The sequence below is a fragment of the Massilibacillus massiliensis genome, assembly GCF_900086705.1.
Classification (GTDB): Bacteria; Bacillota; Negativicutes; order FLKF01; family FLKF01; genus Massilibacillus; species Massilibacillus massiliensis.
In genome coordinates this window covers 295,912-322,184 of record NZ_LT575483.1, presented here as the reverse complement: position 1 = coordinate 322,184, position 26,273 = coordinate 295,912, and the positions used below count along the sequence as shown (strand labels likewise).

The window sequence follows — 26,273 nt, the reverse complement described above, 5'->3', positions numbered from 1 at the left end:
GAGAGATTTTTATGAGCAAGGGGCGTATTTTTAGTGGCATGCAGCCATCAGGAAAATTCCATTTGGGAAATTATTTAGGAGCGTTAGAAAATTGGGTTAAGTTGCAGCATGAATATGAATGTTTTTTTTCTATTGTTGATTTACATGCACTAACCTCAGCTTACGAAGATACGAGTAAAATACCAGAAAATATACATAACATGGCGATTGATTGGTTGAGTGCTGGGTTAGATCCGGAAAAGAATATAATTTTTGTCCAGTCCAAGGTAAAAGAACATGCGGAGTTACATTTATTGCTTTCGATGATGACCCCGTTGTCTTGGCTGGAGCGTGTCCCAACCTATAAAGATAAAATTCAGCAGTTGGATGGACAGGGGAAAGACATAAATACTTACGGATTTTTAGGGTATCCAGAGTTGATGACAGCTGATATTATTCTTTATAAAGCAGAATATGTTCCGGTTGGTGAAGATCAAATTCCTCATTTGGAATTATCGCGAGAAATTGTGAGAAGGTTTAACAATTTATATAAACCCGTGTTTCCAGAACCGCAAGCACAATTGAGTAAATCCTCTTTATTACCTGGTATTGATGGGAGAAAAATGAGTAAATCTTATGGAAATGATATCCCATTTGCTGCAAGTCCGGATGAATTAAAAGCACGCATTCGTTTAATGGTAACTGATCCAAAGCGTATAAAAAAGACCGATTGTGGAAATCCAGAAATTTGTGTTGTTTACAAATTTCATAAGATATTTAATGTAGACCAAATAGAAGAAATTAATACGAAGTGTAGACAAGCTGAAATTGGTTGTGTTGAATGCAAAAAGCGGCTTGCTGAAAAAATGGTCACGGCCATGGCAGACATGCATACGCGTAGAGTTGAATACGAAACGAATCCTGGTAGAGTAAAAGAAATTTTAGAATATGGTGCTGAACGAGCTCGTGCAGTTGCGCGTGTTACTATGGAAGAGGTTCGTGAAGCAATGCATCTTTAAAAAATGGCTGAATATAAGATTAAATTAGATACATTTGAGGGTCCTATGGATCTTCTAATGCATCTAATAGAAAAAAATAAGATTAACATTTATGATATTCCCATAGCAGAAATAACAGAGCAGTATTTAAAGTATTTAGAACAATTTAAAGAATTTAATATTGAAATAGCAAGTGAATTTCTGGTTATGGCGGCGACTTTATTGCAAATTAAATCTAGAATTTTATTACCGAAGCAGAAGAAAAACGATACAGAAGTAGAAGATAGTGAAGTGGATCCAAGACAAGAACTTGTAGAGCGATTATTAGAATATCGCCGATTTAAAGAAGTTTGCGAAGTTCTGGATAAAATGGCTAGTGATCAGTCTAAAATGTTTTTTAGGGAACCAACTAATTTATTGACCAATTATTTGCCTTTAGAAGGATTAGAAATTGGTTTGTTAGTTGATGCATTTCATGCAGTATTGGAAGCAAGTTCTAATACTACGACATTAGTCTCGAGAGAGAAATTTAATATTCAAGATAAAATGATGGATATTATGTATTTATTACATAACAACAAGCACAGTATCTTTTTTACCGATGCGTTTACTAGAGCCGGAACAAAAGCAGAATTGGTAGTTACTTTTTTAGCTTTATTAGAATTGATAAAATTAAAAAGAGTTTTCATTGAACAAAATTATTCTTTTGCGCCAATTATGATTAAGCAAAGGATGTGACAGTGCAATGTTTTATAATAATCTTAAAGGTCATATAGAAGCGTTATTATTTGTACATGGAGATCCGATTTCAGCAGCTCGTTTAGGAGATATTCTGAACGTTGATAAGTTAAATATTGAAGAATTGATTTGTCAGTTAAAAAATGAAATGGATCATACTGAGAGAGGTTTAACGATTATAAAAGTAGCTGGTGGATATCAATTATGTACAAAACCTCAATTGGCTCCAATATTAGAAAAATTATCACAAACTTTAGAGAGCAAATTATCTGCGCCGGCTTTAGAAACTTTGTCAATCATTGCATTTAGGCAACCAATTACGAAGCAAGAGGTTGAAAATATTCGCGGGGTTAGGGTGGATCGTGTTTTAAATCGATTGGTAGAACGGAATTTAATTAAAGAAGTTGGGCGAAAAGAAGTGATAGGAAGACCTATCTTATATGGAACAACTGAAGAGTTTTTGAAGTGTTTTGGCTTGGATGATATAGCAGATCTGCCAGCTTTACCAGATGTAAATTAACAGAGTAATCATTACTCTGTATATTTTTTTCTTAATATCTCAATACTAGATGAAAGTAATAAAATTCCAAGAGATATTTAGGTGCGATATGAATTTGTTAATAGTAGTGAGTATTACTATGGTTTTGTTTATATTACTTATTTTTTATGGGAAACTCTACTTTTATGTTACATATCATAAAATAGATGAAAACAATACGCTCAAGCTATCGATCATATTATTTAACTATATTAAACTATATCATAAAGAATTTCATGTGGTTGACAAAGATTTAGTAAAAGAAGTTTTTTCTGGAAATAAGAAATATGAAAAACACCATATTAAAGAGAAAAAAAATAATATATTAGAAAATATGATCGACATAAAGAAAAAAAATAAAAAATCAGTTAAAATTAACTTAAAATATTTTCATTGTAAGAAACTTGACTATTTGATATGCATTGGTTTTTCGAATTCAGCAGTAACAGCACTTTTATATGGGGTATTGTTTTCTATTAAAGGTGCCTTTTTAGCTTATCTACACAAAGTAATTACGTTCGATACGATTCCTAAAGGTCGAATTTGTCCAATGTTTACAACCCAACAGGAAGAAATTCGGGTAAGCTGTATATTTACTCTTAGTATTGGCAATATTATATATATGTTAAGAAGCTTACTATAGTGTAATGGAGGTAACATAATATATGAGTGAACAGCCAATTGAAGGGTTAATGAAAACGACAATGGAAAGCATTAGGCAGATGGTAGATGTAAATACCATCGTTGGAGAAGCTGTGAATACACCCGATGGGACTGTTATTATACCTATATCGAAGGTAGCTTTTGGCTTTGCGGCAGGCGGAGGCGAGGCTTTTGAGGAAGAAGATACATCGCGTGGTTTTGGTGGAGGCAGTGGGGCAGGTGTGAGCGTAAAACCAGTTGGCTTTTTGGTTTGTTCACCAGAACATGGAATTCGTTTTATGTGTGTTGAGGAAAATTCACTTTATGATAGAATTTTAGATTTATTTCCACAAGCGATAGAGACTATACAAAAAGTTGTAAATAAGGAATGCGATAAACAAGATAACAATGATGAAAATAAGAATAATTTTGATGCTTAATGAAAGATTTTTGAGCATGAAAATTTTTAGGTTTTGACAAGACTTTTGATGTTGCAAGAGTCTTGTTTTACTTTAATTTATAAAACGTTTCTAAGCTATTTTAAACTTTGACTATAGGACAAATTTCATATATAATAATTCATGTTGTGTTTTTGGTTTGGAGAAAGGGGTATATAGTTTTTTTATGTTTAAGTTTTTCAATGTTATTGTATGCATAACATTTTTTATTTTAAATTTTAGCGCAGCAAATTGCTGGGCTGCGAGCGGTTTAGAAAATATAACTGCTAAATCTGCAATTGTTATGGATGCAAAAACTGGTAAAGTTATTTATGCCAAAGATGCGGAAAGTAGGCGTTATCCAGCAAGTACGACTAAAATGATGACATTGATTGTAGCGCTGGAAAAAAGTGATTTAAACGAAGTTGTAACTGCGAGTGAAAAAGCTTCTGTAACAGAAGGATCTTCTTTGTGGTTAGAAAAAGATGAAAAATTAAGATTATTGGATTTGTTATATGGAATTATGCTTGTTTCTGGGAATGATGCTACAGTTGCAGTTGCAGAACATTTGGCTGGAACGGTTGAAAATTATGCGAAGTTAATGACAGAAAAAGCACATGAAATTGGCGCAACACAAACGAATTTTGCAAATTCAAGTGGCCTTCCAGACCCTAACCATTATTCGACAGCACATGATTTAGCAAAGATTGCCGCATATGGTTATAAAAATCCGATGTTTGAACAAATTGTTAGTACAAAAACAAAAATAATTCCTTGGGCGAAACATGATTTTGGACGAGAATTATTTAATGAGAATAGAATGTTGTGGTTATATGATGGGGGAAATGGTGTAAAAACTGGGTATACAGATGCTGCTGGAAGATGTTTGGTCTCCGCTGCAAACCGCAATGGTATTCAACTAATTGCAGTTGTTCTAGATAGTGAGTATATGTGGAACGATTCTATTGCATTATTAAACTATGGTTTTGAACATGTAAAGTCTGTGAATTTATTTCAGAAAGGTGAGATATTAAAAACATCAAAAGTTCTTTCTGGTAAAAAAGATTCTGTAGCACTTTCTCTTGATAAAGATATTAATATCCCTGTGGTTGATGATGAACAAAATAAATTTACAACAGTGATTGATGCTCCTGACATGATTGAAGCTGAAATTATGAAAGGGCAACGTTTAGGTACAATACGTATTTTATATGATAATCAAGAAATTGAATCTGCGGATTTAATAGCAAATGATACGATAGATCGCAAATCATTTTTTATAGAGATTTATAAATCTTTTATGCAAGTAATTGATTACTTTAAAAATCAATTACGTTAAAAGAGCGATATGCAGTGGTATTCGATATTGCTTATTGTGATATATAAATTTATTTTATCTACAGTCTGAAAAGAACGGTATTTTACCGTTCTTTTTTAGTATTTTTATGAACTTCTTATCATAGATTTGGTATGAGGTGAGTAAGATGATCAATATCATATGGGCATCGTTTTTACTCGTAGGCATACTATATGCTGCAATAAATGGGACAATTGATATAATTGCAAAAAGTATGATTTCTGCTGCAGAAAATGGAGTTCTTTTATCCTTTAAACTTATCGGTGTTATGTGTTTATGGTTAGGTATGATGAAGATTGCTGAAAAAGCCGGATTTATAAGACTGATTACGAAATTGTTAAGCCCTATCATGCGGCGTATCTTTCCTGAAATTCCGGAAAAACACCCCGCTATGGGAGCTATTGTTATGACAGTTAGTGCGAATATATTAGGCTTGGGAAATGCTGTTACACCTTTAGGAATAAAAGCAATGCAAGAAATGCAAAAATTAAATCATCAAAAAAATGCAGCAACACCATCAATGTGTACTTTTTTAGCAATTTGTACAACTGGTTTTACGATTGTACCAGCTACTGTTATTGCATTAAGATCAGCAGCTGGGTCTTCTAATCCTGAAGAGATCGTTGGAATTACGATAATGGTGAGTTTTTTTGCAACAATTATTGTGTTAATTTTTGATTTCTTTTGTCGAACGATTTATTATCGTATGCGAGGAAACAGGCCATGATTTTGGAACTGTGTACAAAATTATCGGTATGGGCAATTCCTATGATCGTTGTCATCATTCTTTTAGGAGGGTTGTTAGCAAAGGTAAAAGTTTATGAAACTTTTGTAGAAGGTGCGAGTGAAGGTTTTTATACAGCGATTAGGATTATGCCTTTTTTAGTTGCCATGATGGTTTCCGTTAGTGTTTTTAGAGATTCTGGTGCTTTACAAGTCGGTATTCATTATTTATCTCCGATCCTCGATTCGTTAGGGATCCCGAAAGAATTAGTTCCTCTAGGTGTTATGAAACCGTTATCTGGCACTGGCGCATTAGGAATAGCGAGTGAATTAATCAATCGATTTGGACCAGACTCCTTATATGGTAGAATCGCTTCAGTTGTTGTTGGTTGTACAGATACAACTTTTTATATTTTAACTGTTTATTTTGGTTCAGTTGGTATAATAAAATTGCGATATTCCCTTTATGTGGGGTTAGTTGGTGATATAGTAGGTTTCTTCACTTCTATTTATCTATGTAATTTAATTTTTTCTTATTAGGCTGATGCTGTGGCATCAGCTTTATTTTATGTTCTCCGGTGTTTAATTTTAAAAGTGATTTCTAGATAGATCTGCTTTCCTTAAGGATGTCTCTTTCTATGTGGTGTAGCAGTTTTGGTTTAACTGAATAAACTGTAGTGAGATTTAAGTAAGGAGGGAGCACATTGCCAAAAATTATTGTTGTCGGCGGAGGCTGGTCTGGCTGTGCTGCTGCGTTATCAGCGGCCAAAGCTGGAGCTGAAGTTGTTCTTTTAGAACGCACGGATATGCTTTTAGGGACCGGACTGGTTGGAGGAATATTTCGTAATAATGGACGCTATACTGCAGCGGAAGAAAGTGTTGCTATGGGAGGAGGGGATTTTTTCGTTGCAATGGATCAAAACAGTCGTCATAAATGCATAAATTTCCCAGGACATAAACATGCTTCTCTTTATGATGTATCTAAGATGGAACCGATTATAAAAAATATTTTAAGATCTTATGGAGTTTGTATAAAAACCAAAGCTAGAGTAAATCATGTAGTTAAATATGCACGAAATTTAAAGAGAGTTATTATAGATGGCGGAAATGAATTAGAAGCAGATGCTTTTGTTGATGCAACAGGTACTGCTGGACCTATGGGGAATTGTCTTACGTATGGAAATGGTTGTGCTATGTGTATATTGAGATGTCCATCTTTCGGCCCAAGGATTAGTATTTGTCAAAAAGCAGGTATTCAGGAATTCTTTGGGCAAAAAGCAGATGGTAGTATGGGCGCTATGAGTGGGTCTTGTAAAATAAATAAAGATTCTTTATCTGATGAAGTTCGGGAACAATTAGATAGAGAAGGCGTAGTGATTTTAAAAGTTCCAGAAAAAATTAAAAAAACAGGTGCATTAGGCAAAAAAGCCTGTAGTCAATATGCACTCGCTGAATTTGCAGATAATATTATCTTATTGGATACTGGGCATGCAAAACTAATGACCTCTTATTTTCCTCTTGAAGATTTACGTACAATTAAGGGATTAGAAAAAGCGCGTTATGAGGATCCATATGCAGGTGGTGCTGGAAATTCTGTTCGATATTTGGGTATTGCACCTAGTGAAAATTGTTTGTTAGTAAATGGTTTGGAGAATGTTTTTTGTGCAGGAGAAAAATCAGCTATATTAGTTGGTCACACAGAGGCCATCATTACAGGTTTACTTGCAGGAAATAATGCAGTACGTTGCACTTTGGATATGAAGTACTTAGAATTGCCTAGAAGTGTAGCTGTTGGTGATTTTATTGCTTTTATACATGAAAGAATGTTAGAAAGTGAAGGATTAAAGTTGCGGTATACTTTTTCTGGATCTGTATATTTTGAAAGAATGCAAGTTAGTGGACTCTATTCCGTGAATGATCTAGAAATTAAAGCGAGGATAAAAGAAAACAATTTAACCGATATTTATAATACTTGCTTAGTTTAGGAGGTGAAATAATGAAAGAGTTGATTGCACGTTGTAATGATTTGAATTCAAAATATTGTCCGTGTTTATTGGCAACTACCAACCATTGTGTCTTTTGTTCAAAATTGCAAGGACGTAGTGTTTGTGAGTGTAATTGGGCGGGAGTCTGTATTATGTATGAGAAACATTGGAAAGAAAAAGCGGAGAATAATAAATTAGCACCAGTAGTGCGACTTTCTTATGAAGGTAGTATTATATCAAAGGTAAAAGTAGGATTGAACACATATCTAATCGAATTTGTAACAGAAGCAAGCTTGGCTGATGCATTGCAATCATTAGGATCATTTGTTTTTTTACGAGGCATTCATGATATGGATTCCTACTATTTTCCAGTTGGTGTAGTGAAAGTTGTAGAGAATAAAATTACTGTTGTTGTAGAAGGCGTTGGAGCCAAGTCAGAACACTTTTTATCTGCTATAGGAGATGAGATTATGATAAAAGGACCTTATAGTAATGGGATTTTGGGAAAACCATGGATTGACAATATAACAAATGGTAAGATATTATTGGTAGCTGGGGGGGTTGGGCAAGCACCCGCTTTACCTATTATCGAAAAACTTTTAAAAAATAAAAATAAGATCATAGGTATTTTTGCGCCTGGGAAAGTTGGTACAATTTTTATAGAAAAAATGCTAGTAAACAGTGAAGTTGAAATACATACAGTAACTTCACTTCGTAAAGAAGGTTTTAAGTTTTTAAAAGAATTGTTTATGCAGAATCATGATTTAATTGTTAGTGCAGGACCGGATGAGCAGCATTCGGCGATTATAAGGCTTATGAATGAAAGTAACGTAAATCTGCCAATGGCGGCAACCAATAATGCAACAATGTGTTGTGGCGAAGGGATTTGTGGAAGCTGCCATAAGTTGATGAAGAATAATAAAGTAGTTAAAATGTGTAAGGTACAAACAGAATATAAAGATATTATGCCAGATTAGTTATATTCTAATATTTAACAAAAAGGGGAGTACATTTTGGAGCGTTTGCAAAAAGTGATGAGCCAAGCAGGAATCGCGTCTAGAAGAGCTGCAGAAATTTTAATTCAGCAAGGAAGGGTTAGTGTCAATGGAACTGTTGTTTTGGAACTTGGCACTAAGGTTGATGTAAAGATAGATAAAATTCATGTTGATGGAAAGCTAATTTCTAGTCAGCAGAATATTTATATTTTACTCAATAAACCTAAAGGTGTTATTACAAGTGCAAAAGATGATAGAGGACGCAAGACAGTGATCGATTTATTAGAAGGTGTAGATCAACGTGTATATCCAGTCGGACGTTTGGATTATAATACTGAAGGGCTACTGTTACTAACGAATGATGGAGAATTGACAAACCATCTCATTCATCCTAAATATAAAATTTATAAAACTTATTTGGTTAAAGTGCAGGGAATTCCATCAGAAGACAAATTAGATATTTTAAGAATTGGTGTTAAATTAGAAGACGGCATAACTGCGCCAGCGAAAGTCCATCTTATAGATATAGATACGAATTATAATCTAACTACTTTAGAAATAACAATTCACGAAGGAAAAAATCGCCAAATCCGTCGTATGTGTGAAGCGATTGGTTACCCAGTGAAAAATTTAAAACGCATAAAATTTGCTACGTTAAATTTAGAAGGAGTGCGACGGGGGCAATATAGACTACTTTCTGCAGATGAGGTTGAAAGTTTAAAAACAATTAAATAACCCATTGTACAGGGTTATTTAATTGTTCTAATGCAATAAGAAGATAAAGGATAATGAATACGATGAAAAAGATAATTGTTATTGGTGGCGGTGCTGCCGGTCTAATGGCTGCCATTCATGCAGCTAAGCAAGGTGCGCAAGTTACTGTTTTGGAAAAAATGAATCGAGTCGGGAAAAAAATGTTAATTACAGGTAAGGGACGTTGTAATATAACCAATAATGCGGATATTCCAACAATCATTAAAAATATGACTGGAAATGGGAAATTTTTATATAGTGCAATACACCAGTATTCTAATGATGATGTTGTTGCATTCTTTCACGAACTTGGTGTGCCAACTAAAATAGAACGCGGCGGTCGAATTTTTCCAGAAAGTGATAAGGCTGCGGATGTTGTTGGAGCGATGCTTAGAGCTTTGCATAGATTAAACGTTAGTATTTTAACAGAAGAAGCTGTAGCACAGATGAATATTGAAAATCAAAAAATAGTGAGTGTAAAGACGCAAGCAGGCAAAATTTATTTTGCTGATGCGGTTATTCTAGCTACGGGAGGTGCTTCTTATCCGGGAACTGGGTCAACTGGTGATGGGTACAGTTTAGCAGAGCAAGTAGGTCATTCGATTGTAGAAATTCGGCCCTCTTTAGTTCCATTGGAAGTAGAAGAGGAATGGATTAAAGAACTTCAGGGGTTATCTCTTCGAAATGTTCGCGTTACAGTGTTTTCGGGCGAGACCAAAATCGGTGAAGATTTTGGTGAAATGATATTTACACATTTTGGTGTTTCTGGTCCGATTATATTATCATTAAGTAAAGTTGTAGATCAATACTTAATGAAGAACAAAACAGTTAATTTGTCCATTAATTTGAAACCTGCTTTAACGATAGAAATGTTAGACAAACGTATACAAAGAGATTTTGAAAAATTTTCACGTAAACAAATTAAAAATTCTTTAGGCGAATTGCTGCCAGCAAAATTAATAGATATTGTAATAGATTTGTCCTATATTGATCCAGATAAACCGATTCATCAGATTACGAAAGAAGAAAGAACTCGTCTGATAGAGGTGATTATGGGCCTTACTATAACGATAACAAGGACGAGACCAATAGCTGAAGCGATTGTGACAACTGGAGGAGTCAATGTGAGGGAAATTAATCCTAAGACAATGGAATCAAAATTAGTTGAAAATTTATATTTCGCTGGAGAAGTAATTGACATAGATGGATATACGGGTGGTTTCAACTTGCAGGCTGCATTTTCTACTGGATATATCGCGGGACAAAGTGCTGCCAATGATGATTAGATATCAATCAACTGCGCATAATATGTGTACTTTAGATTAGGAGTTGATACTATGCGTAGAAGGAAAAATTTATATCCCATTAAAAGTGAAAAATATTTATTGAAAATTTCTATTGTTATTTGTCTTATACTGATTGGTGTACAATTTTTAATGTTAAATCATAATGTAAGATCTGAGTTATCTATTGTTGATAAGCTTGAAGGAACAGCGTTTGATTTGAATAAGTGAAAATTTATTTATTTAGAATTTTCATTTTGTTAGTAGTATAGTATTATATAAAAGAAGAGTTATATAAATCGTCCAATTTTACTATAGACTAGATGTAAGGCTCTAGTAAAACTATGATGAAAATAATACTATAGAAAAATAAGAGGATACAATATGAATGATAAGAAAAAAATAAATGTTGTTAAAGGTTTGAATGGAGAAATCCTTATTCCTGGTGATAAATCCATATCACATAGAAGTGTGATGTTTTCTAGTTTAGGAAATAAACCGGTAAAAATAACTAATTTTTTAAATGCGCAAGACTGTATGTCAACGGTGAGCTGTATGCGTTCATTGGGAATCAAAATTGAGCAAACAAGCGCAACTGAGCTGCTTGTTTACGGAAAAGGTTTACATGGCTTAACTGAACCTGAAAATGTAATTGATGCAGGAAATTCTGGAACTACATTGCGTTTAATGATGGGCGTTTTATCTGTGCAGCCATTTTTATCAGCTTTTACAGGTGACGCTTCTTTGAGAAAAAGGCCAATGGGGCGGGTCATTCAGCCGTTGTCACAAATGGGCGCAAAAATCATTGCTAGACAGAATTCGAAATATTTGCCATTGACGATAGCGCCAGCGGAAAAGATTTCTTCGATGCATTATCAAATGCCTATGGCAAGTGCGCAAGTAAAATCTGCAATTTTATTAGCTGGTATATATGCTGATGGAGAAACGATCGTGACGGAGCCGTATACATCACGTGATCATACCGAAAGAATGTTAGAAACTTTTGGTGTTACCTTACATAAGTTTGGGACAAGTGTTGGAGTCCAAAAAGTAGAAAGTTTCGAATCCCCAGAGTATATTGAAGTTCCGGGAGATATAAGCTCAGCGGCTTTTTGGCTGGTGGCTGCTTCAATTATTCCTAATAGTCGTTTAACACTTAAAAATGTTGGGGTTAATCCAACACGCACAGGCATTATTGATGTTTTATTAAAAATGGGTGCAGATATCAAAATTATAAATGAGCGTTCTAGTGGTAAAGAACCCGTTGCTGATTTAGTTGTGCAGTCAGCTAGGTTAAGAGGTACTGAATTAGGGGCTGAAATTATGCCTCGATTAATTGATGAAATTCCTATTATAACTGTAGCAGCAATGTTTGCTGAAGGGAGAACTGTGATTACTGGTGCCGGTGAGCTACGTGTAAAAGAAACGGATCGCTTAAGTGCAATTACAAATGAATTTAATAAGTTCAATGATTGTATTCAAGGTACAGAAGACGGCTTGATGATTGATGGCCCAGTTAATTTTAGAAATGCAGAATGCGATTCTTATCATGATCATCGTATTGCTATGGCTTTGGCAATTGCCGGTGCTGCTGGTGCTGGGGTTGAAATTCAAAATGCAAAATGTGTAAGTATTTCTTATCCAGATTTTTATGAAACTTTAGAAAGACTTAGTATTTAGTATAGTGGTAATTTGGAGGAGTTTATGAGAAGGTTGGTTATCGCAATAGACGGTCCAGCAGGAGCTGGCAAAAGCACTGTAGCGCAGTTAGTCGCCCAAAAACTAAATTATATTTATATTGATACCGGCGCAATGTATAGAGGGGTCGCATGGAAAGTTTTACAGCAGAAGGAATGTAATATTACAGAACCTTTGATTTGCGAAATTGTGAAAGATATCAAAATTGAATTAAGATATATTGATAGAAAAATAAAGGTATTCGTAGATGGCTTCGAAGTAACAGAAGAAATTAGAACTCCAGAAGTGACGAAGCTTGTTTCTAAGGTGGCTCAAATTGCAACTGTTAGAGACAAGATGCTTGTCTTGCAAAGGATCATGGCAAAAAATGGCGGAATTGTTATGGATGGTCGTGATATCTGTACGCATGTTTTACCAAATGCTGAGGTGAAATTATTTTTGACTGCTTCTATTGAAGAGCGTGCGAAACGTAGATGGAAGGAAATGAAGTTAAAAGGATATGAGATTTCACTACAAAAATTAAAAGAAGAAATTGCGGCAAGAGATAAGGCTGATAGTGAACGTGATATAGCACCTTTAATTCAGGCTAAAGATGCAAAATTAATAGACACGACAGATTTATCTATTGATGAGACGGTAGCAAAAATTTTAAATATATGTGAGTGTGTGCAACATGCTATATGATTTTCTAAAAGTAATTTTACTCAATATATTCCTGAGGTTATTTCACTGCAAAGTTCTAGGAAAAGAAAATATTCCCAAGCAAGGTGGAGTTATTATTGCGGCAAATCACGTTAGCTTGTGGGATCCACCTTTAGTTGCTGCTTTTGTACCTAGATATGTGCACTTTATGGCGAAGGAAGAATTGTTTAAAATTACTATATTTGGATATATCATCAAAAAGCTTCATTCATTTCCTGTGCGTAGAGGTGCATCTGACAGAAGTGCGATTCGGACAGCGATTTCTTTATTGACAGAGGGACATTGTCTTGGATTATTTCCTGAAGGCACACGAAGTAAGAATGGTATGATTAGAAAACCAGAGGCTGGACTTGCACTCATTGCTTTGAAAGCTGGTGTTCCGGTTATTCCGACAGCGATTATTGGTACAAATAAAATTTTCAAAAAAGGTAGCTTTCTCCCTGATTTGGAAGTGCGTTTTGGAAGGCCGATGACTATACATAGTGAAAAAGCGGATAAAAGTGCTTTACAGGAGTTTTCACAAGACATTATGAATGAAATTGAATATCTTATGAAAGAATAAAGAGCGCAACTGCGCTCTTTTTCCATCTAGTTTTTGAATATTAGAATATGATATAATTAAAGTTATACATAAATAAAGTGAGGTGAATTCGTTATTAGGTATCTAATAACGATATAGATACATATGAAAGTAATATTGGCTGAACATTATGGATTTTGTTATGGCGTGAAACGTGCTGTAAAAATGGCGCAAGATAGTATAAATTTAGAAGGTCCGTCCTATACGTTAGGCCCAATTATCCACAATCCTCAAATGGTTGAACGATTGGCCAAAGAAGGTGTCGGGATGGTAAATCATTTATCAGAAGTTGATGGTGGCACGATTATTATTCGGTCCCATGGTGTCGGGCCTGAAGTTTATGAACAAGCAAAAAAGGCTAATTTTAATTCAGTGGATGCTACTTGTCCACATGTAAAAAAGGCTCAAATGGCTGCGCATGAATTATCAGAGGATGGATATCAAGTCATTATTATTGGAGAAAAATGTCATCCGGAAGTAAAAAGCATTTTTGAATGGTCGGGAAAACAGGCACTTATTATAGAGACAGAGGAAGAAGCTAAAAATTTAAATTTTATAGATAAATTGGGGATTGTTGCACAAACTACTTTTTCAGGCAAAGCTTTTAAAAAAATTGTAGATGTTTTGATGGATAAATCAAATGATATAAAAATTGAACGTACGATCTGTACCGCAACCGAACAACGTCAGGCGGCGGCAATCGCATTGGCAAATGATGTTGATGTTATGCTGGTGATTGGTGGGAAAAATAGTGCCAATACTACACGTTTAGCTGAATTATGTACAAAAACTGGTACCGTTACGTATCATATTGAAACGGTAAAGGAATTAAAAGAGTCATGGTTTGTTGATGTGAAACGCGTGGGGATAACCGCTGGTGCTTCTACGCCAGATTGGATTATTAAGGAGGTTTATAATAAGGTGAACAATATGGAAGATTTATTAGAAATACCAATGAAAGAAATAAAAGTAAATGATTTAATACAAGGAAAAGTGGTTGGAATCCATAAAAATGAGGTTTTTATTGACATAGGATATAAAGCGGAAGGTATAATTCCAATTACAGAATTAGCGTACCCTGTTCCAGAAAGTCCCAATGATATTGTTGCTATTGGAGATTTGATCAATGTATATGTTTTAGCTTTAGATGGAGAAGATGGCTTGAAATTATCTAAAGTAAGAGCGGATAAACACACTGCATGGGGCAAATTGGAAGAAGGCTTAATGACAAAGGAACCCGTAAAAGGCGTTGTAACTGCTGCGATAAAAGGCGGATTAAGTATAGAGGTTCTTGGTATTCGAGGTTTTGTACCAGCATCGCAGTTTGATATTAAATTTGTTGAGAGCTTAGAAGAATATGCAGGTCGAGAGTTTGATTTTAGAATAATAGAATTAAATAAAGAAAAAGGCAAAGCAATCTTTTCTCGACGAGTAATTCTAGAAGAAGAAAACCTGCGTAAAGAGCAAGCTTTTTTTAATAAACTTTCAGTTAATCAAATTATACAAGGAACTGTAAAACGTTTAACAAGTTATGGTGCTTTTGTCGATATTGGAGGTATCGATGGGTTGGTACATATTTCTGAATTATCATGGGAACGCGTGAAAGAACCAAGTGAAGTAGTACAGGTTGGCGATAAAGTTTCTGTGATGGTAACAAACTTTGATGAAAAAACAAAACGAATTTCATTAAGTTTAAAAGACGTTTATCGGGATCCGTGGTTAGATAAAGTAGAATCTTTGTGTGAAAATACACTTGTAGATGTTACTGTTGTTAAAATTATGAGTTTTGGTGCATTTGCTTCACTAGCAAATGGATTGGAAGGATTAATTCATTTAAGTGAATTGTCTGAGAAACATTTAAATAAAGCCGATGAGGCAGTGGCAGTTGGTGATAAATTAAGAGTTAAAATCCTGCATATTGACAGAACGCATAAAAAAATTGGCTTGAGTTTATTACAAGCACAACAAGAAGTTGAACACCAGGAATATCAAGAGTATATAGAAGCACAAGCAGAAACTAAAAGTACACTAGGTGATAAATTTGGGCACTTATTTAAAAACTTTGCGGATTAAAAATTTTTAGTTTTATAGATTGAAATACAAAAAACATGGCTAAAAACCATGTTTTTTGTATTTCAATCTATAAAATCGGGCAATCTATTTCTGATGATATTTTTATGAATAAAAGGTGGTATGTAAATGAATATGCCGTTGGGAATGATTGCTTTACTTGTAATTGGAGTTTTTGTTTATTTTGGTATTGCACAAAGATTATTAGATAGAATGCGTTTAACTGATAAGCAGGCAATTTTGTTTATTTTAGCAATGGTGGTTGGAAGTTTTATTGATATACCGATTTCCACTAGTGGTAATTTGACCGTAAATGTTGGTGGTGCACTATTGCCTGCTTTATTATCTATCTGGCTGATGATAAAGGCGGACCAAACGATTGAGAGAATTCGTGCGATTTTAGCAATGCTGATGGTTGCGTTTATTGTTTTTTTAGGTTCACGTTATTTGCCTTATGAACCAGAGAATATGTTTTTTGACCCTAAATTGATTTATGGTATCTCAGCCGGAATTGTAGCATATGTCATTGGTAGATCAAGAAGAAGCGCCTTTATTGGGGGCGTCTTAGGTATTGTATTAAGCGATATAATTCATTTTATGAATTTGGCGAGTAGAGGAATCGTAGGAACCACTGCTATAGGTGGAGCTGGAGTTTTTGATGTTGTAGTTATTGCTGGATTTGTGGCAATTATGATGGCTGAATTGGTAGGTGAAACACGTGAAAAATTGCAAGGTGGTCATAAAGCACATACAAGTAAAATAACGAGTGCTTATGAATTTAGTAAAGAACTGGGGATTCCGGAAAAAAATTTAAAAAAGAGCTCGCGTGTCATTTCTATGGAAGAAAGAAAAAAATCTAAAGAAAATTCTTCTAGAGGTGGAGAACATGAATAAAATTTTGAGGATTATGTTGTTAACTTTTCTTATTTTGTTTATAGTTGTACCGGTAAAAGCGCAGTCCAATTATTATAATATGATTGATGAATCCGGTTCGATCGTCTATATTACAGGTTGGAAAGCGCATATTGGTGATGAATTTTTAACAGCAAATAATAAGAGATATGAAATTGTAAAAATTGATGGAAAAAATGCAAGCGTCAAATTTATTGGTGATATTAATTTAGTTGAATATTTAGATAGCTATAAAGCAAAAAAATATTGGTGGAGTTTTTTTCAAACATCAATTGCAGAAGCTGAAAATATAAAAAAAGTAGCCTTATACCATACACATAATGATGAATCGTATGTACCTAGTGATGGTACTGAAAGTAGTGATGAGGGCGATGGTGGAATTATAAAAGTAGGAGATTCTTTAGCAAAAGCGCTAGAGGAAAAGGGAATAGAGGCAATTCATTCTGATGCAAATCATAGTCCGCATGATGATATGGCTTATGAACGCTCTAGACGTACGGTTGTTAAGCTGCTAAAAGAACAGCAGCCAGATGCAATCTTTGATATTCATCGAGATGCTACGCCACCAGAAGCCTATAAAGGTGATAACGAGGATTTTACAAAAATTCAGTTGGTTGTTGGAAAATTCGGAGCAACAAGTAAGCAGATCGAAGAATATGCGTTGCAGATGAAAGCTGTATCCGATGAGCAGCATCCCGGTTTAGTAAAAGGCATATTTTTTGCAAAGGGTGGCGATTATAATCAAGATTTACATCCTAAATCTATGCTGATAGAAGTTGGCGCACATACAAATGCACGAGAGGAAGCTGAACGTGGTATTGCGATGTTTGCGGATATAATTCCTGGAGTACTAGGTGTAACCTCGGCTAACCCTAGTAATGTAGAAGGCAGTGCTGGCGTGGGAACAAAAGAGGCAGGAATTTCTGGTTCTGTAAAATCTATTGGTTATATTATTGCATTTTTAGTAGGAGGTGTGATAATATTTATGCTTATAAGTACGGGTGGTATGAAGGAAGCAAAAGCAAAAATGCATAATTTTGCTCATAATGAATTTAAAGACGTATTTGGGAGTAAGAATTCAGAAAAAGAAGTAAAAAATGATGATGATGTGGAGAAAAGATAAGATAAATCATGTATAATAATATAGCAAGGAGTGATGATTAAAATCACTCCTTGCTATATTATGAAAGAATGAATGATTTTATGAGGTGAAAGTTTTGATCTGTTATGGTGTAGTAGCTAGTATAGATGAGGGGAGTATTGCGGAAGAAATAGGTCTTGAAGTTGGCGATAAAATTTTGGAGATTAATGGACAAAAGCTAAGAGATATTATAGATCTTAGTTTTGCTCTGGCTGATGAAGAGGTTTCGTTACTTATTGAAAAAAAAGATGGTGAACGTGAATTTATTGAATTTGATAAAGAATATGATGAAGAGTTAGGTGTAGAGTTTGAAAACGCCGTGTTTGACGGAATTCAACGTTGTTATAATCAGTGTTGGTTCTGTTTTGTAGATCAAATTGCGCCGAACATGCGTTCAAGCTTAGCAATAAAAGATGATGATTATAGGATGTCCTTTTTATATGGAAATTTTGTTACATTAACGAATATGAACGATGAAGATTTTGATCGTATAAAAAAATTACATTTGTCTCCGTTATTTGTATCTGTACATACAACAGATGGTGCATTAAGGGCTAAAATGTTACATAATAAGAGTGCTGCAAATATATTGGAGCAATTAGATCGACTAAAGATGGATGATATTGATTTTCATACGCAAATCGTGCTTTGTCCAGAAATTAATGATGGGCCTATTTTGAAAAAAACGTTGGATGATTTATTGGCGTTTCAACCGTTTATATTATCAGTAGCAATTGTTCCGGTCGGGCTTACACGATACCGGGAGGGTTGTCATCCCCTCAACATGTTTACAAAAGAGCAAGCAAATGATGTGATTGATATGATTGAAGATTGGAAAATCGTCAATCGTGATAAGATTAAAAATAACTTTGTTTATTTAGGGGATGAATTTTATTTTTTAGCGGATAGAAAAATTCCTAATTATGAGTATTATGACGGGTTTCCACAACTGGAAAATGGGATAGGACTAACGAGAAAATTCATTTCTGAGTGGGAAGAGTCCAAAGATATTATTTGCAATGCGTATGAACAACCTATATACTTAGATGTTGTATGTGGCAAATCAGCAAAGCTTGTTTTACAGCCTCTAATTGATCAGCTAGAAATTCCTAATTTATTTGTTAGACTGGTCGCAGTAGAAAATCAATTTTTTGGTAAAGATATCACTGTAACAGGGTTATTGACGGGACAAGATATTTTAGCTGCTTTACAAGAAGCACCGGATAAACGATCTGGAATTATTATCCCTGGGGTATCACTTAGAAGTGGCGAAAATATTTTTTTAGATGATTATACACTGAATGATTTATCAAAGGATTTGGATAGTGATGTACGAGTTGCCAATAATGGAATTGAACTAAAACATATTTTATTGAATTGGCATGAAGGTAATGTTCAAATAAAGAATGAAAGTAAAGTTTACACTTGGCAAAGTAATGGAGCATATTCTCAAAATAAATAAAAGATAGGTGATGCGAATGAGTAAACCAATAGTTGCGATCGTCGGTCGTCCAAATGTAGGTAAATCAACTTTATTTAATCAAATAGGTAAAAAAAGAGTTTCAATCGTAGAAGATATTCCAGGCGTTACTAGAGATAGAATTTATCTTGATGCAGAGTGGTTAAACTGTGAATTTACAATGATTGATACGGGTGGAATTGAAATTGAAACTACGGATCATATTTTAAAGTCAATGCGTTATCAAGCCAATTTAGCTATTGAAGAAGCCGATGTTGTTGTATTTGTTCTTGATGGAAAAACAGGTATGACAACAGCTGATATTGAAGTAGCCCATATTTTACGAAATAGTAAAAAACCTGTATTGTTAGCTGTAAATAAGATTGATAGTCCAAATCGGGAAGTAGATATTTACGAATTTTACAATCTAGGTTTAGGTGACCCCATTCCAATTTCGGCCTCAAATGCTTTAAATCTTGGTGATTTATTAGATAAAATTGTGGAGTCTTTTCCAAAAAATTTAAATGAAGCAAAAGAAACTGATGAAATTAGTATTGCTGTAATTGGTCGACCAAATGTGGGGAAATCTTCTTTAGTAAATGCTTTGATAGGACAAGAACGTGTTATCGTTAGTGATATTCCTGGGACTACGCGTGATGCAATTGATACACATTTCTCAAAAGATGGAATTAAATTTATTCTAATTGACACGGCTGGAATGCGGAGAAAAGCGAAGATTGATTTGCCAATTGAACGTTATAGCGTAATGCGTTCTCTTAGAGCTATAGATCGATCTGATGTTGTATTAATGGTGATTAACGCTGCTGAAGGAATTACAGAACAAGATAAAAAAATTGCTGGGTATGCACATGAAGGTGGTAAGGGTGTTATTATCGTTGTTAATAAGTGGGACTTGCTTGAAAAGGATGATAAAACGTCTTTAAGGTTCACAGAAAATTTACGTAGCGAGCTTGGCTTTTTGCAATATGCACCTGTATTATATACTTCCGCGTTAACAAAGCAACGTGTACATAGGGTAACTGATCTAGTAAAATACGTTGCTGAACAACAGGCAATGCGGATTCAGACCAGTGTATTAAATCAAATTATTATTGATGCTACATCAATAAATCCACCACCTTCTCATAAAGGAAAAAAACTTAAAATATTGTTTACGACACAAGCAGATATAAAACCACCGACGTTTATCTTCTTTGTAAATGAACCGGAGATTATGCATTTTTCTTACCTGCGTTTCTTGGAAAATAAGTTAAGGGAAAGCTTTGGTTTTGAAGGAACACCCCTTAAGTTAGTTGTTAGAGGAAGAAAAGAAGAAGAGAATTAAGATTCACGCGGTTTTATAGGAGGCTAAGAAGTGGAAAATTTTCTCGTAGTTGTAGTGGCTTATTTCATTGGATCTATACCGAATGGATTAATTTTGGGTAAATTGATTTGGAAAATTGACTTGCGGGATCATGGAAGTAAAAATATTGGTGCTACCAACGCTTATAGAATTATAGGGGTAAAGCCAGCTATAGTGATTTTTAGTATGGATCTTTTAAAAGGGATGCTAGGTGTTTTATTTGGTTATTATTTTATTGGTACGCCATTTGCTATGATATTAGGTGGAATTTCGGCCATCGTTGGCCATAACTGGTCGATTTTACTGCGGTTTACAGGTGGAAAAGGTGTTGCTACTGGTTTGGGGGTTATTACAATGCTCATGCCGAAAGTTACAGTTATTGTATTTACAATTTGGCTTGTTATCGTATATTTTACGAAATATGTGTCATTGGCTTCTATTATTGCAGCAACTATGGTGCCTATTTGTGCGTATTATTTTGGTGTGCCGGGTGAATATTTATATTTCAGTATTTTAGCTGCTTGTTTTATAATTTACAGGCATAAATCCAATATTCAACGATTAATTCGAGGGAATGAATCTAAAATAAAAGCTGGAAATCTAAATAAGTAAATTGATATAAGCATGTGTTCAATGATTTTATGAATACATGCTTATATTTTTTATATGAAAATATTGGGCATAGAATGATAGATTCATCATATATTTATTAATGACTAATGAGCATTGCTAAAAGTTCATTCATGTTATTTTCCTTCTCGTATGAATAAGTTTATCTAAGTGAGGGGGGAGTTTAATCGGCGATCGCTCACAAAAACTATCTATTGTGTGGGGAGGGATTACATATATGGAGAAGTTTGATTTATTTAGAGATATTGCTGAACGTACTGGGGGAGATATCTATATTGGTGTTGTTGGTCCGGTACGTACGGGTAAATCAACTTTTATTAAAAAGTTTATGGAAACGATGATTTTGCCAAATATTACGGATCCATATGAACAAGAACGTGCAAAAGATGAGCTGCCACAGAGTGCTGCTGGAAAAACAATCATGACAACGGAGCCTAAATTTATTCCAAATGAAGCTGTTGAAATAAGTATTAAGGATAATGTTGCAGTGAGAGTACGCATGGTTGATTGCGTTGGCTATACTGTTGAGGGTGCCTTGGGGTATGCGGAGCAAGATGTCCCGCGTATGGTACTTACTCCTTGGTTTGAAGAAGAAATACCTTTTCAAGAAGCCGCTGAAATAGGAACAAAAAAAGTAATAACAGAACATTCTACGATTGGATTAGTTGTTAGTACGGATGGCAGTGTGACTGAACTAGAACGAGAAAAATATATAGAAGCGGAAGAACGTGTGATTTCAGAATTAAAAGAGCTTCAAAAACCTTTTTTAGTGATTATAAATACAAATAAGCCAACTGCAATGGAAACTCTTGAATTAGTTGCTGAGTTAGAAGGAAAATATAATGTTCCGGTAATTCCTGTAGATTGTGCCAAATTGGGCAGTGAAGATATTTATGCAATATTACAAGAAGTATTGTATGAGTTCCCTGTAAAAGAAGTAAATATTGAATTGCCAAAATGGGTAGAAGAATTAAGTGATACACATTGGTTAAAGGAAAAATTCACAAGTTCAGTTAATGAAGTTATTGGAGAAATTCGTAGACTTCGTGATATTGATGGTGCGATCGATGAATTGGCAAATTGTGAATTTGTTGCTGATGTTATTTTACAAGATATGGATTTAGGCAGTGGCGTAGCAGTAATTGAAATTACTGCTAGAGGTGATTTATTCTATCAAGTTATAGAAGAATTAACTGGATTTACAGTTAGTGGGGAACACCATTTGCTGCGTTTAATGCAAAGTTTAGCAGTTGCAAAAAGAGAATATGATAAATTAGCGGATGCATTAGAACAGGTAAAAGAAACAGGATATGCTGTTGTTGCTCCGCAGATAGATGAGATGGTATTAGAAGAGCCTGAAATTATTCGGACCGGAAATAAATTTGGTGTTAGACTGAAAGCAACTGCTCCATCGTTGCATATTATAAAGACCGATGTGCAGGCAGAAATATCGCCAATATTAGGTACAGAGAAACAAAGTGAAGAATTAATTCAGTATTTAATGCGAGAATTTGAAGGTGAACCGGAAAGAATTTGGCGCACTAACTTATTTGGTAAATCGTTAAATTCACTTGTAAGAGAAGGCATTCAAAATAAGTTGGCCGGCATGCCTGAAAATGCTCAGATAAAACTACGCGATGCTTTAACCAAGATTGTGAATGATGGAAGCGGCGGGTTAATTTGTATTATCTTTTAATAATAAGAGGTTGTCTCTTTTGAGACGGCCTCTTGTTTTTCTATAAAACGATATGAAATCATAAATTTTAATCGGGATTTCCTATTGTAATTTGTAAAGTAATAATGTTATAATGTCTTCTGTACATAGATTATTATCCATTGTAAAAACACGGAGGGTTTCGTTATGAATAAACAACAATCAGGATTTTTTTTAGTTAGAGAAGAAATATTACCAGAAGCAATAAAAAAAACAATTCGCGTTAAGGAAATGTTAAAACGTGGTGAGGCAAAAACCATTAATGAAGCTGTTGAAAAAATGGAATTGAGCCGGAGCGCATATTATAAATATAAAGATTTTGTTTTTCCTTTTTATGAAGCAAGCCAAGATAAAATAGTAACATTAACATTATTGTTAGAACATAAGCAAGGTGTGTTATCTCGTGTTTTAAATACCATATCAGCAGATGCTGGAAGTGTATTAACAATTAATCAAGGAATTCCGTTACAGGGCGTAGCAAATGCTACGGTTTCTATTGAAACTGCTGAACTGGTTGTTGATTTAGAAGCTTTATTAGATAAGTTGAGAATGGTTGAGGGTGTTAAACGTTTAGAAGTATTAGGACAAGCATAGTGTCCTCCTGAAGGAAAGGATTTGAACAGTATGAAAAAAAATATTAATATCGGACTGCTTGGATTGGGAACTGTCGGTGGAGGCGTTTTAAAAGTTTTAAAAGAAAATGCATATGAAATCTCTCAAAAAGTTGGGGGAAATGTAAAGATAAAAAAAGTTTTAGTACGAGATATAAATAAAAAGCGTACGATTGAAGGCGATTTTTCTGTAACTTCAGACGTGAATGATATCATAAACGACGAGGAAATTGATATTGTGATTGAAGTTATGGGAGGAGAAAATCCCGCGAAAGAATATATGTTGCGTGCGTTAAATGCTGGAAAACATGTAGTAACTGCGAATAAAGATGTTGTTGCTAAATTTGGTCGCGAAATGTTTGAAGCAGCTAAGAAACATGATGTTGATTTTATGTTTGAAGCTAGTGTTGGTGGTGGGATTCCCATTATTACTCCATTAAAACAATGCTTAACTGCAAATAAAATTACCGAGGTAATGGGGATTGTAAATGGAACGACCAATTATATGTTAACAAAAATGACAGATGAGAAAATGGATTATAATGCAGTGCTTGCAGAAGCGCAAGAAAAGGGGTATGCTGAGGCGGATCCTACAGCAGATGTGGAAGGTCTGGATGCGGCACGTAAAATCACAATTTTATCGTCTATAGCTTTTAACACAAGAGTTGGGTTAGAGGATGTTTATGTAGAAGGTATTACGAAAATTACACCTGAGGATATTGAGTATGCACGTGAATTGGGTTATGTAATAAAATTATTAGCAATTGCTAAGGACTGCGGAGAAAATGGTGTTGATGTTAGGGTACATCCAGTTTTCATTTCTAAAGAACATCCGCTTGCTGCAGTCAGTGATGTCTTTAATGCAATTTTTGTAAAAGGAAATGCAGTTGGTGAAACTATGTTTTATGGACGTGGAGCAGGAGAAAAACCTACAGCCAGTGCTGTGGTAGGTGATGTAATTGATATTGCTAGAAATATTGTAAATCATATTGTTGGTAGTGTGCGTTGTACTTGTTTTGAACATAGAAAGGTTTGTCCGATAGAAAAAACGGCTTCTGCATATTATGTAAGACTATTGGTTGAAGATGAACCAGGAGTATTAGCAACAATTGCTGGAGTTTTTGGCAGGTCTGGTGTTAGCTTAAATTCTGTGATTCAAACGCGGAAAGTCAATAATCGTGCTGAGATCGTGCTGATTACGCATAATGTAGCAGAAGAAAATCTTAGAAAGGCGTCTACCACAATTAAGGATTTATCAGTTGTATCTGAAATTCGTAATATTATTAGGGTTGAAACACCTCAGGAGGCGTAATTGTGTCATGTTAAAGGGAGAAAATACAGTTAGAGTTCGTGTGCCCGGAACGACTGCCAATTGTGGTCCTGGATTTGATTCAATTGGAATGGCTTGTAATATCTATAATGAATTAGAAGTTTCTTTATTGAGAGAGAATAAAATTATTGTAGAAATTACTGGTGAAGGAAAAAATAGTATTCCATGCGACAAACGTAATATTGTTTGGAAATCAATGCAAATGCTTCTGCAAAAAGCGGGAGAGCAATATCAGGGAGCACATATTAGAATGCTAAATAATATCCCTTTGTCTCGAGGTCTTGGGAGTAGTGCAGCTGCAATTGTATCGGGACTAATGGCGGCCAATCTTGCAATTGGAAATGTTTTTGACAAACAAGAAATTTTTCAAATGGCAACGGAGATAGAAGGTCATCCAGATAATGTAGCTCCGGCAATCTTTGGAGGTATCACCTTAAGCCTTATGAAAGATCAACAAGCCAAAACATTATCTTTTATCCCAGAAGTCGATTTAAAGTTAGTGGTTGCGATTCCTAATTTTAATTTATCTACGAAAGCTGCAAGAAAAGTTTTACCAGATACTATATCGATAAAAGATGCAGTTTTTAATATTAGTCACACGGCTTTATTAGTTGGAGCACTTTGTAAGGGTGAATTAGAGCATTTAAGAAGTGCTTTAGATGATAGAATTCATCAGCCATATCGTGAAAAATTAATACCTGGTATGCAAAATGTATTGAAAGCTGCAATCGAGCAGGGGGCTTTGGGAGCTGTACTGAGTGGTGCAGGGCCATGCTTGATTGCTTTTGCTACGAATCGTGTGGAGGAAATTGGTGAAGCAATGGTTGCCGCTTTTAAAGAACATAACATTGCTGCTAAATATTTGGAACTAAAAATAGATCATCAGGGGGTAAGAGCCCTATAATTTCATAGAAATAAAATAAACAGGTATGAATGTCATGCCTGTTTATTTTATTTCTATGTATAAAGTGTGAAGTGTCTCATATAATTTATTAATATACCTTGGGAGGTATTATATGTTTATATGGGAATTATAATAGTATTTTGCTTTTGTTTGGGCTATTCAGTTTGGCTTAGATCTTGTAATTATCGCAAGGAATTTGAAGTGGAGAAAAAAAATTCTCCTTTATCTTTGGCTATTCAAGAATTGATTGCTATTGCAGGAGGTATTTATTTATCTCTAATCATGCTGGTTTCATTTTTAAAAATTTCTGTACCAGAAAAAGTTAATTTTTTTGTTGTTGATATGGATCCATTAGCTTTTGTAGCAATTAGTTTAGCTATTGTGCAACCGATTATAATAAATTTAATAAAGCGGGTGAAATAAGTGCGAATAAGTGAATTGTACGGAAAAGAAATTATCAATATGAATGATGGGGTAAAATTAAATATTGTAGATGAATGTGAGCTTCTTTTTGATGAGAAAAGCGGTAAAATTAGTTCTATTTTATTGCCGGCAAAGCATTCGTTATTTCCATTTTTATCAGAGAGTAAAGCACATATGATTCCTTGGCGAGCAATAAAAAAAATCGGAAATGAAATCATCATTATCGATATGAATGCGCATGAGAATAATCGATATTTATTTAATACAAAGAAAACAAATCTGTGAAATGTAGATTTCAATATTTAGTA

The 26,273-nt window shown here is 34.5% G+C and carries 28 protein-coding genes; all 28 read left to right on the top strand.

Annotated features, from left to right (window positions below; all coding sequences use genetic code 11):
• Positions 1–11: 11 nt before the first annotated feature.
• The 28 genes from trpS to BN6559_RS01585 all read left to right on the top strand — a co-directional run bounded on the left by trpS (position 12) and on the right by BN6559_RS01585 (position 26,250).
• Positions 12–998, top strand: a complete 987-nt coding sequence (gene trpS / locus BN6559_RS01715; RefSeq protein WP_110953143.1) for a tryptophan--tRNA ligase — start codon at positions 12–14, stop codon at positions 996–998.
• A gap of 3 nt (positions 999–1,001) precedes the next feature.
• On the top strand, positions 1,002–1,715 hold the full coding sequence (locus BN6559_RS01710; RefSeq protein WP_110953142.1) for a segregation/condensation protein A: 714 nt from the start codon (positions 1,002–1,004) through the stop codon (positions 1,713–1,715).
• A 7-nt stretch (positions 1,716–1,722) separates the two neighbouring features.
• The gene (gene scpB / locus BN6559_RS01705) at positions 1,723–2,235 is read left to right on the top strand and encodes an SMC-Scp complex subunit ScpB (RefSeq protein WP_110953141.1); all 513 of its coding nucleotides are present in this window, start codon (positions 1,723–1,725) and stop codon (positions 2,233–2,235) included.
• A gap of 94 nt (positions 2,236–2,329) precedes the next feature.
• On the top strand, positions 2,330–2,896 hold the full coding sequence (locus tag BN6559_RS01700; RefSeq protein ID WP_199883676.1) for a DUF2953 domain-containing protein: 567 nt from the start codon (positions 2,330–2,332) through the stop codon (positions 2,894–2,896).
• Positions 2,897–2,918: 22 nt separating this feature from the next.
• Positions 2,919–3,335, top strand: coding sequence for a GerW family sporulation protein (ytfJ, locus tag BN6559_RS01695; protein ID WP_110953139.1), 417 nt, complete (start codon positions 2,919–2,921; stop codon positions 3,333–3,335).
• A gap of 184 nt (positions 3,336–3,519) precedes the next feature.
• Positions 3,520–4,671, top strand: coding sequence for a D-alanyl-D-alanine carboxypeptidase family protein (locus tag BN6559_RS01690; protein ID WP_110953138.1), 1,152 nt, complete (start codon positions 3,520–3,522; stop codon positions 4,669–4,671).
• Positions 4,672–4,816: 145 nt separating this feature from the next.
• The gene (locus tag BN6559_RS01685; protein WP_110953137.1) at positions 4,817–5,416 is read left to right on the top strand and encodes a nucleoside recognition domain-containing protein; all 600 of its coding nucleotides are present in this window, start codon (positions 4,817–4,819) and stop codon (positions 5,414–5,416) included.
• Positions 5,413–5,952 (top strand): spore maturation protein, encoded by a 540-nt coding sequence (locus BN6559_RS01680; RefSeq protein WP_110953136.1) that lies wholly within the window; start codon positions 5,413–5,415, stop codon positions 5,950–5,952. The genes BN6559_RS01685 and BN6559_RS01680 overlap by 4 nt, the downstream gene beginning before the upstream one ends.
• 164 nt (positions 5,953–6,116) lie before the next feature.
• Entirely contained in the window at positions 6,117–7,397 is a 1,281-nt protein-coding gene (locus tag BN6559_RS01675; protein ID WP_110953135.1) for an FAD-dependent oxidoreductase, read from the top strand.
• 11 nt (positions 7,398–7,408) lie between these two features.
• The gene (locus BN6559_RS01670) at positions 7,409–8,374 is read left to right on the top strand and encodes a hypothetical protein (RefSeq protein ID WP_110953134.1); all 966 of its coding nucleotides are present in this window, start codon (positions 7,409–7,411) and stop codon (positions 8,372–8,374) included.
• A gap of 33 nt (positions 8,375–8,407) precedes the next feature.
• A complete protein-coding gene (locus BN6559_RS01665) occupies positions 8,408–9,127 on the top strand; it encodes a pseudouridine synthase (RefSeq protein WP_110953133.1) in 720 nt (239 codons plus the stop codon).
• A gap of 62 nt (positions 9,128–9,189) precedes the next feature.
• Complete coding sequence (locus BN6559_RS01660; RefSeq protein ID WP_110956224.1) at positions 9,190–10,431, top strand: BaiN/RdsA family NAD(P)/FAD-dependent oxidoreductase; 1,242 nt, start codon at positions 9,190–9,192, stop codon at positions 10,429–10,431.
• 51 nt (positions 10,432–10,482) lie between these two features.
• Positions 10,483–10,659, top strand: coding sequence for a DUF5359 family protein (locus BN6559_RS19150; RefSeq protein WP_199883674.1), 177 nt, complete (start codon positions 10,483–10,485; stop codon positions 10,657–10,659).
• Between the two features lie 153 nt (positions 10,660–10,812).
• Entirely contained in the window at positions 10,813–12,108 is a 1,296-nt protein-coding gene (gene aroA, locus BN6559_RS01655) for a 3-phosphoshikimate 1-carboxyvinyltransferase (protein ID WP_110953132.1), read from the top strand.
• Between the two features lie 24 nt (positions 12,109–12,132).
• On the top strand, positions 12,133–12,810 hold the full coding sequence (cmk, locus tag BN6559_RS01650; protein ID WP_110953131.1) for a (d)CMP kinase: 678 nt from the start codon (positions 12,133–12,135) through the stop codon (positions 12,808–12,810).
• Positions 12,800–13,390, top strand: coding sequence for a lysophospholipid acyltransferase family protein (locus tag BN6559_RS01645; protein WP_110953130.1), 591 nt, complete (start codon positions 12,800–12,802; stop codon positions 13,388–13,390). The genes cmk and BN6559_RS01645 overlap by 11 nt, the downstream gene beginning before the upstream one ends.
• A 123-nt stretch (positions 13,391–13,513) precedes the next feature.
• Positions 13,514–15,481 carry a bifunctional 4-hydroxy-3-methylbut-2-enyl diphosphate reductase/30S ribosomal protein S1 gene (locus BN6559_RS01640; protein ID WP_110953129.1) on the top strand — a complete coding sequence of 656 codons (1,968 nt, stop codon included), beginning with the start codon at positions 13,514–13,516 and terminating at the stop codon, positions 15,479–15,481.
• Positions 15,482–15,607: 126 nt separating this feature from the next.
• The gene (locus BN6559_RS01635) at positions 15,608–16,372 is read left to right on the top strand and encodes a DUF1614 domain-containing protein (RefSeq protein WP_110953128.1); all 765 of its coding nucleotides are present in this window, start codon (positions 15,608–15,610) and stop codon (positions 16,370–16,372) included.
• Positions 16,365–17,513 (top strand): stage II sporulation protein P, encoded by a 1,149-nt coding sequence (spoIIP, locus tag BN6559_RS01630; protein ID WP_110953127.1) that lies wholly within the window; start codon positions 16,365–16,367, stop codon positions 17,511–17,513. Before BN6559_RS01635 ends, spoIIP begins: the two co-directional genes overlap by 8 nt.
• A 97-nt stretch (positions 17,514–17,610) precedes the next feature.
• A complete protein-coding gene (locus BN6559_RS01625) occupies positions 17,611–18,993 on the top strand; it encodes a DUF512 domain-containing protein (protein ID WP_456060944.1) in 1,383 nt (460 codons plus the stop codon).
• 16 nt (positions 18,994–19,009) lie between these two features.
• Positions 19,010–20,335, top strand: coding sequence for a ribosome biogenesis GTPase Der (gene der / locus BN6559_RS01620; RefSeq protein ID WP_110953125.1), 1,326 nt, complete (start codon positions 19,010–19,012; stop codon positions 20,333–20,335).
• Positions 20,336–20,365: 30 nt separating this feature from the next.
• Positions 20,366–20,965, top strand: coding sequence for a glycerol-3-phosphate 1-O-acyltransferase PlsY (plsY, locus tag BN6559_RS01615; RefSeq protein ID WP_110953124.1), 600 nt, complete (start codon positions 20,366–20,368; stop codon positions 20,963–20,965).
• 235 nt (positions 20,966–21,200) lie between these two features.
• A complete protein-coding gene (gene spoIVA, locus BN6559_RS01610; protein ID WP_110953123.1) occupies positions 21,201–22,679 on the top strand; it encodes a stage IV sporulation protein A in 1,479 nt (492 codons plus the stop codon).
• Between the two features lie 165 nt (positions 22,680–22,844).
• On the top strand, positions 22,845–23,291 hold the full coding sequence (locus BN6559_RS01605) for an ACT domain-containing protein (protein ID WP_110953122.1): 447 nt from the start codon (positions 22,845–22,847) through the stop codon (positions 23,289–23,291).
• Between the two features lie 30 nt (positions 23,292–23,321).
• Complete coding sequence (locus BN6559_RS01600; RefSeq protein WP_110953121.1) at positions 23,322–24,620, top strand: homoserine dehydrogenase; 1,299 nt, start codon at positions 23,322–23,324, stop codon at positions 24,618–24,620.
• Positions 24,621–24,627: 7 nt separating this feature from the next.
• Entirely contained in the window at positions 24,628–25,542 is a 915-nt protein-coding gene (gene thrB / locus BN6559_RS01595) for a homoserine kinase (RefSeq protein WP_110953120.1), read from the top strand.
• Positions 25,543–25,662: 120 nt separating this feature from the next.
• Positions 25,663–25,965, top strand: a complete 303-nt coding sequence (locus BN6559_RS01590; RefSeq protein ID WP_110953119.1) for a hypothetical protein — start codon at positions 25,663–25,665, stop codon at positions 25,963–25,965.
• Positions 25,966–26,250, top strand: a complete 285-nt coding sequence (locus BN6559_RS01585; protein WP_110953118.1) for a YlmC/YmxH family sporulation protein — start codon at positions 25,966–25,968, stop codon at positions 26,248–26,250.
• The last annotated feature ends 23 nt before the right edge of the window (positions 26,251–26,273 follow it).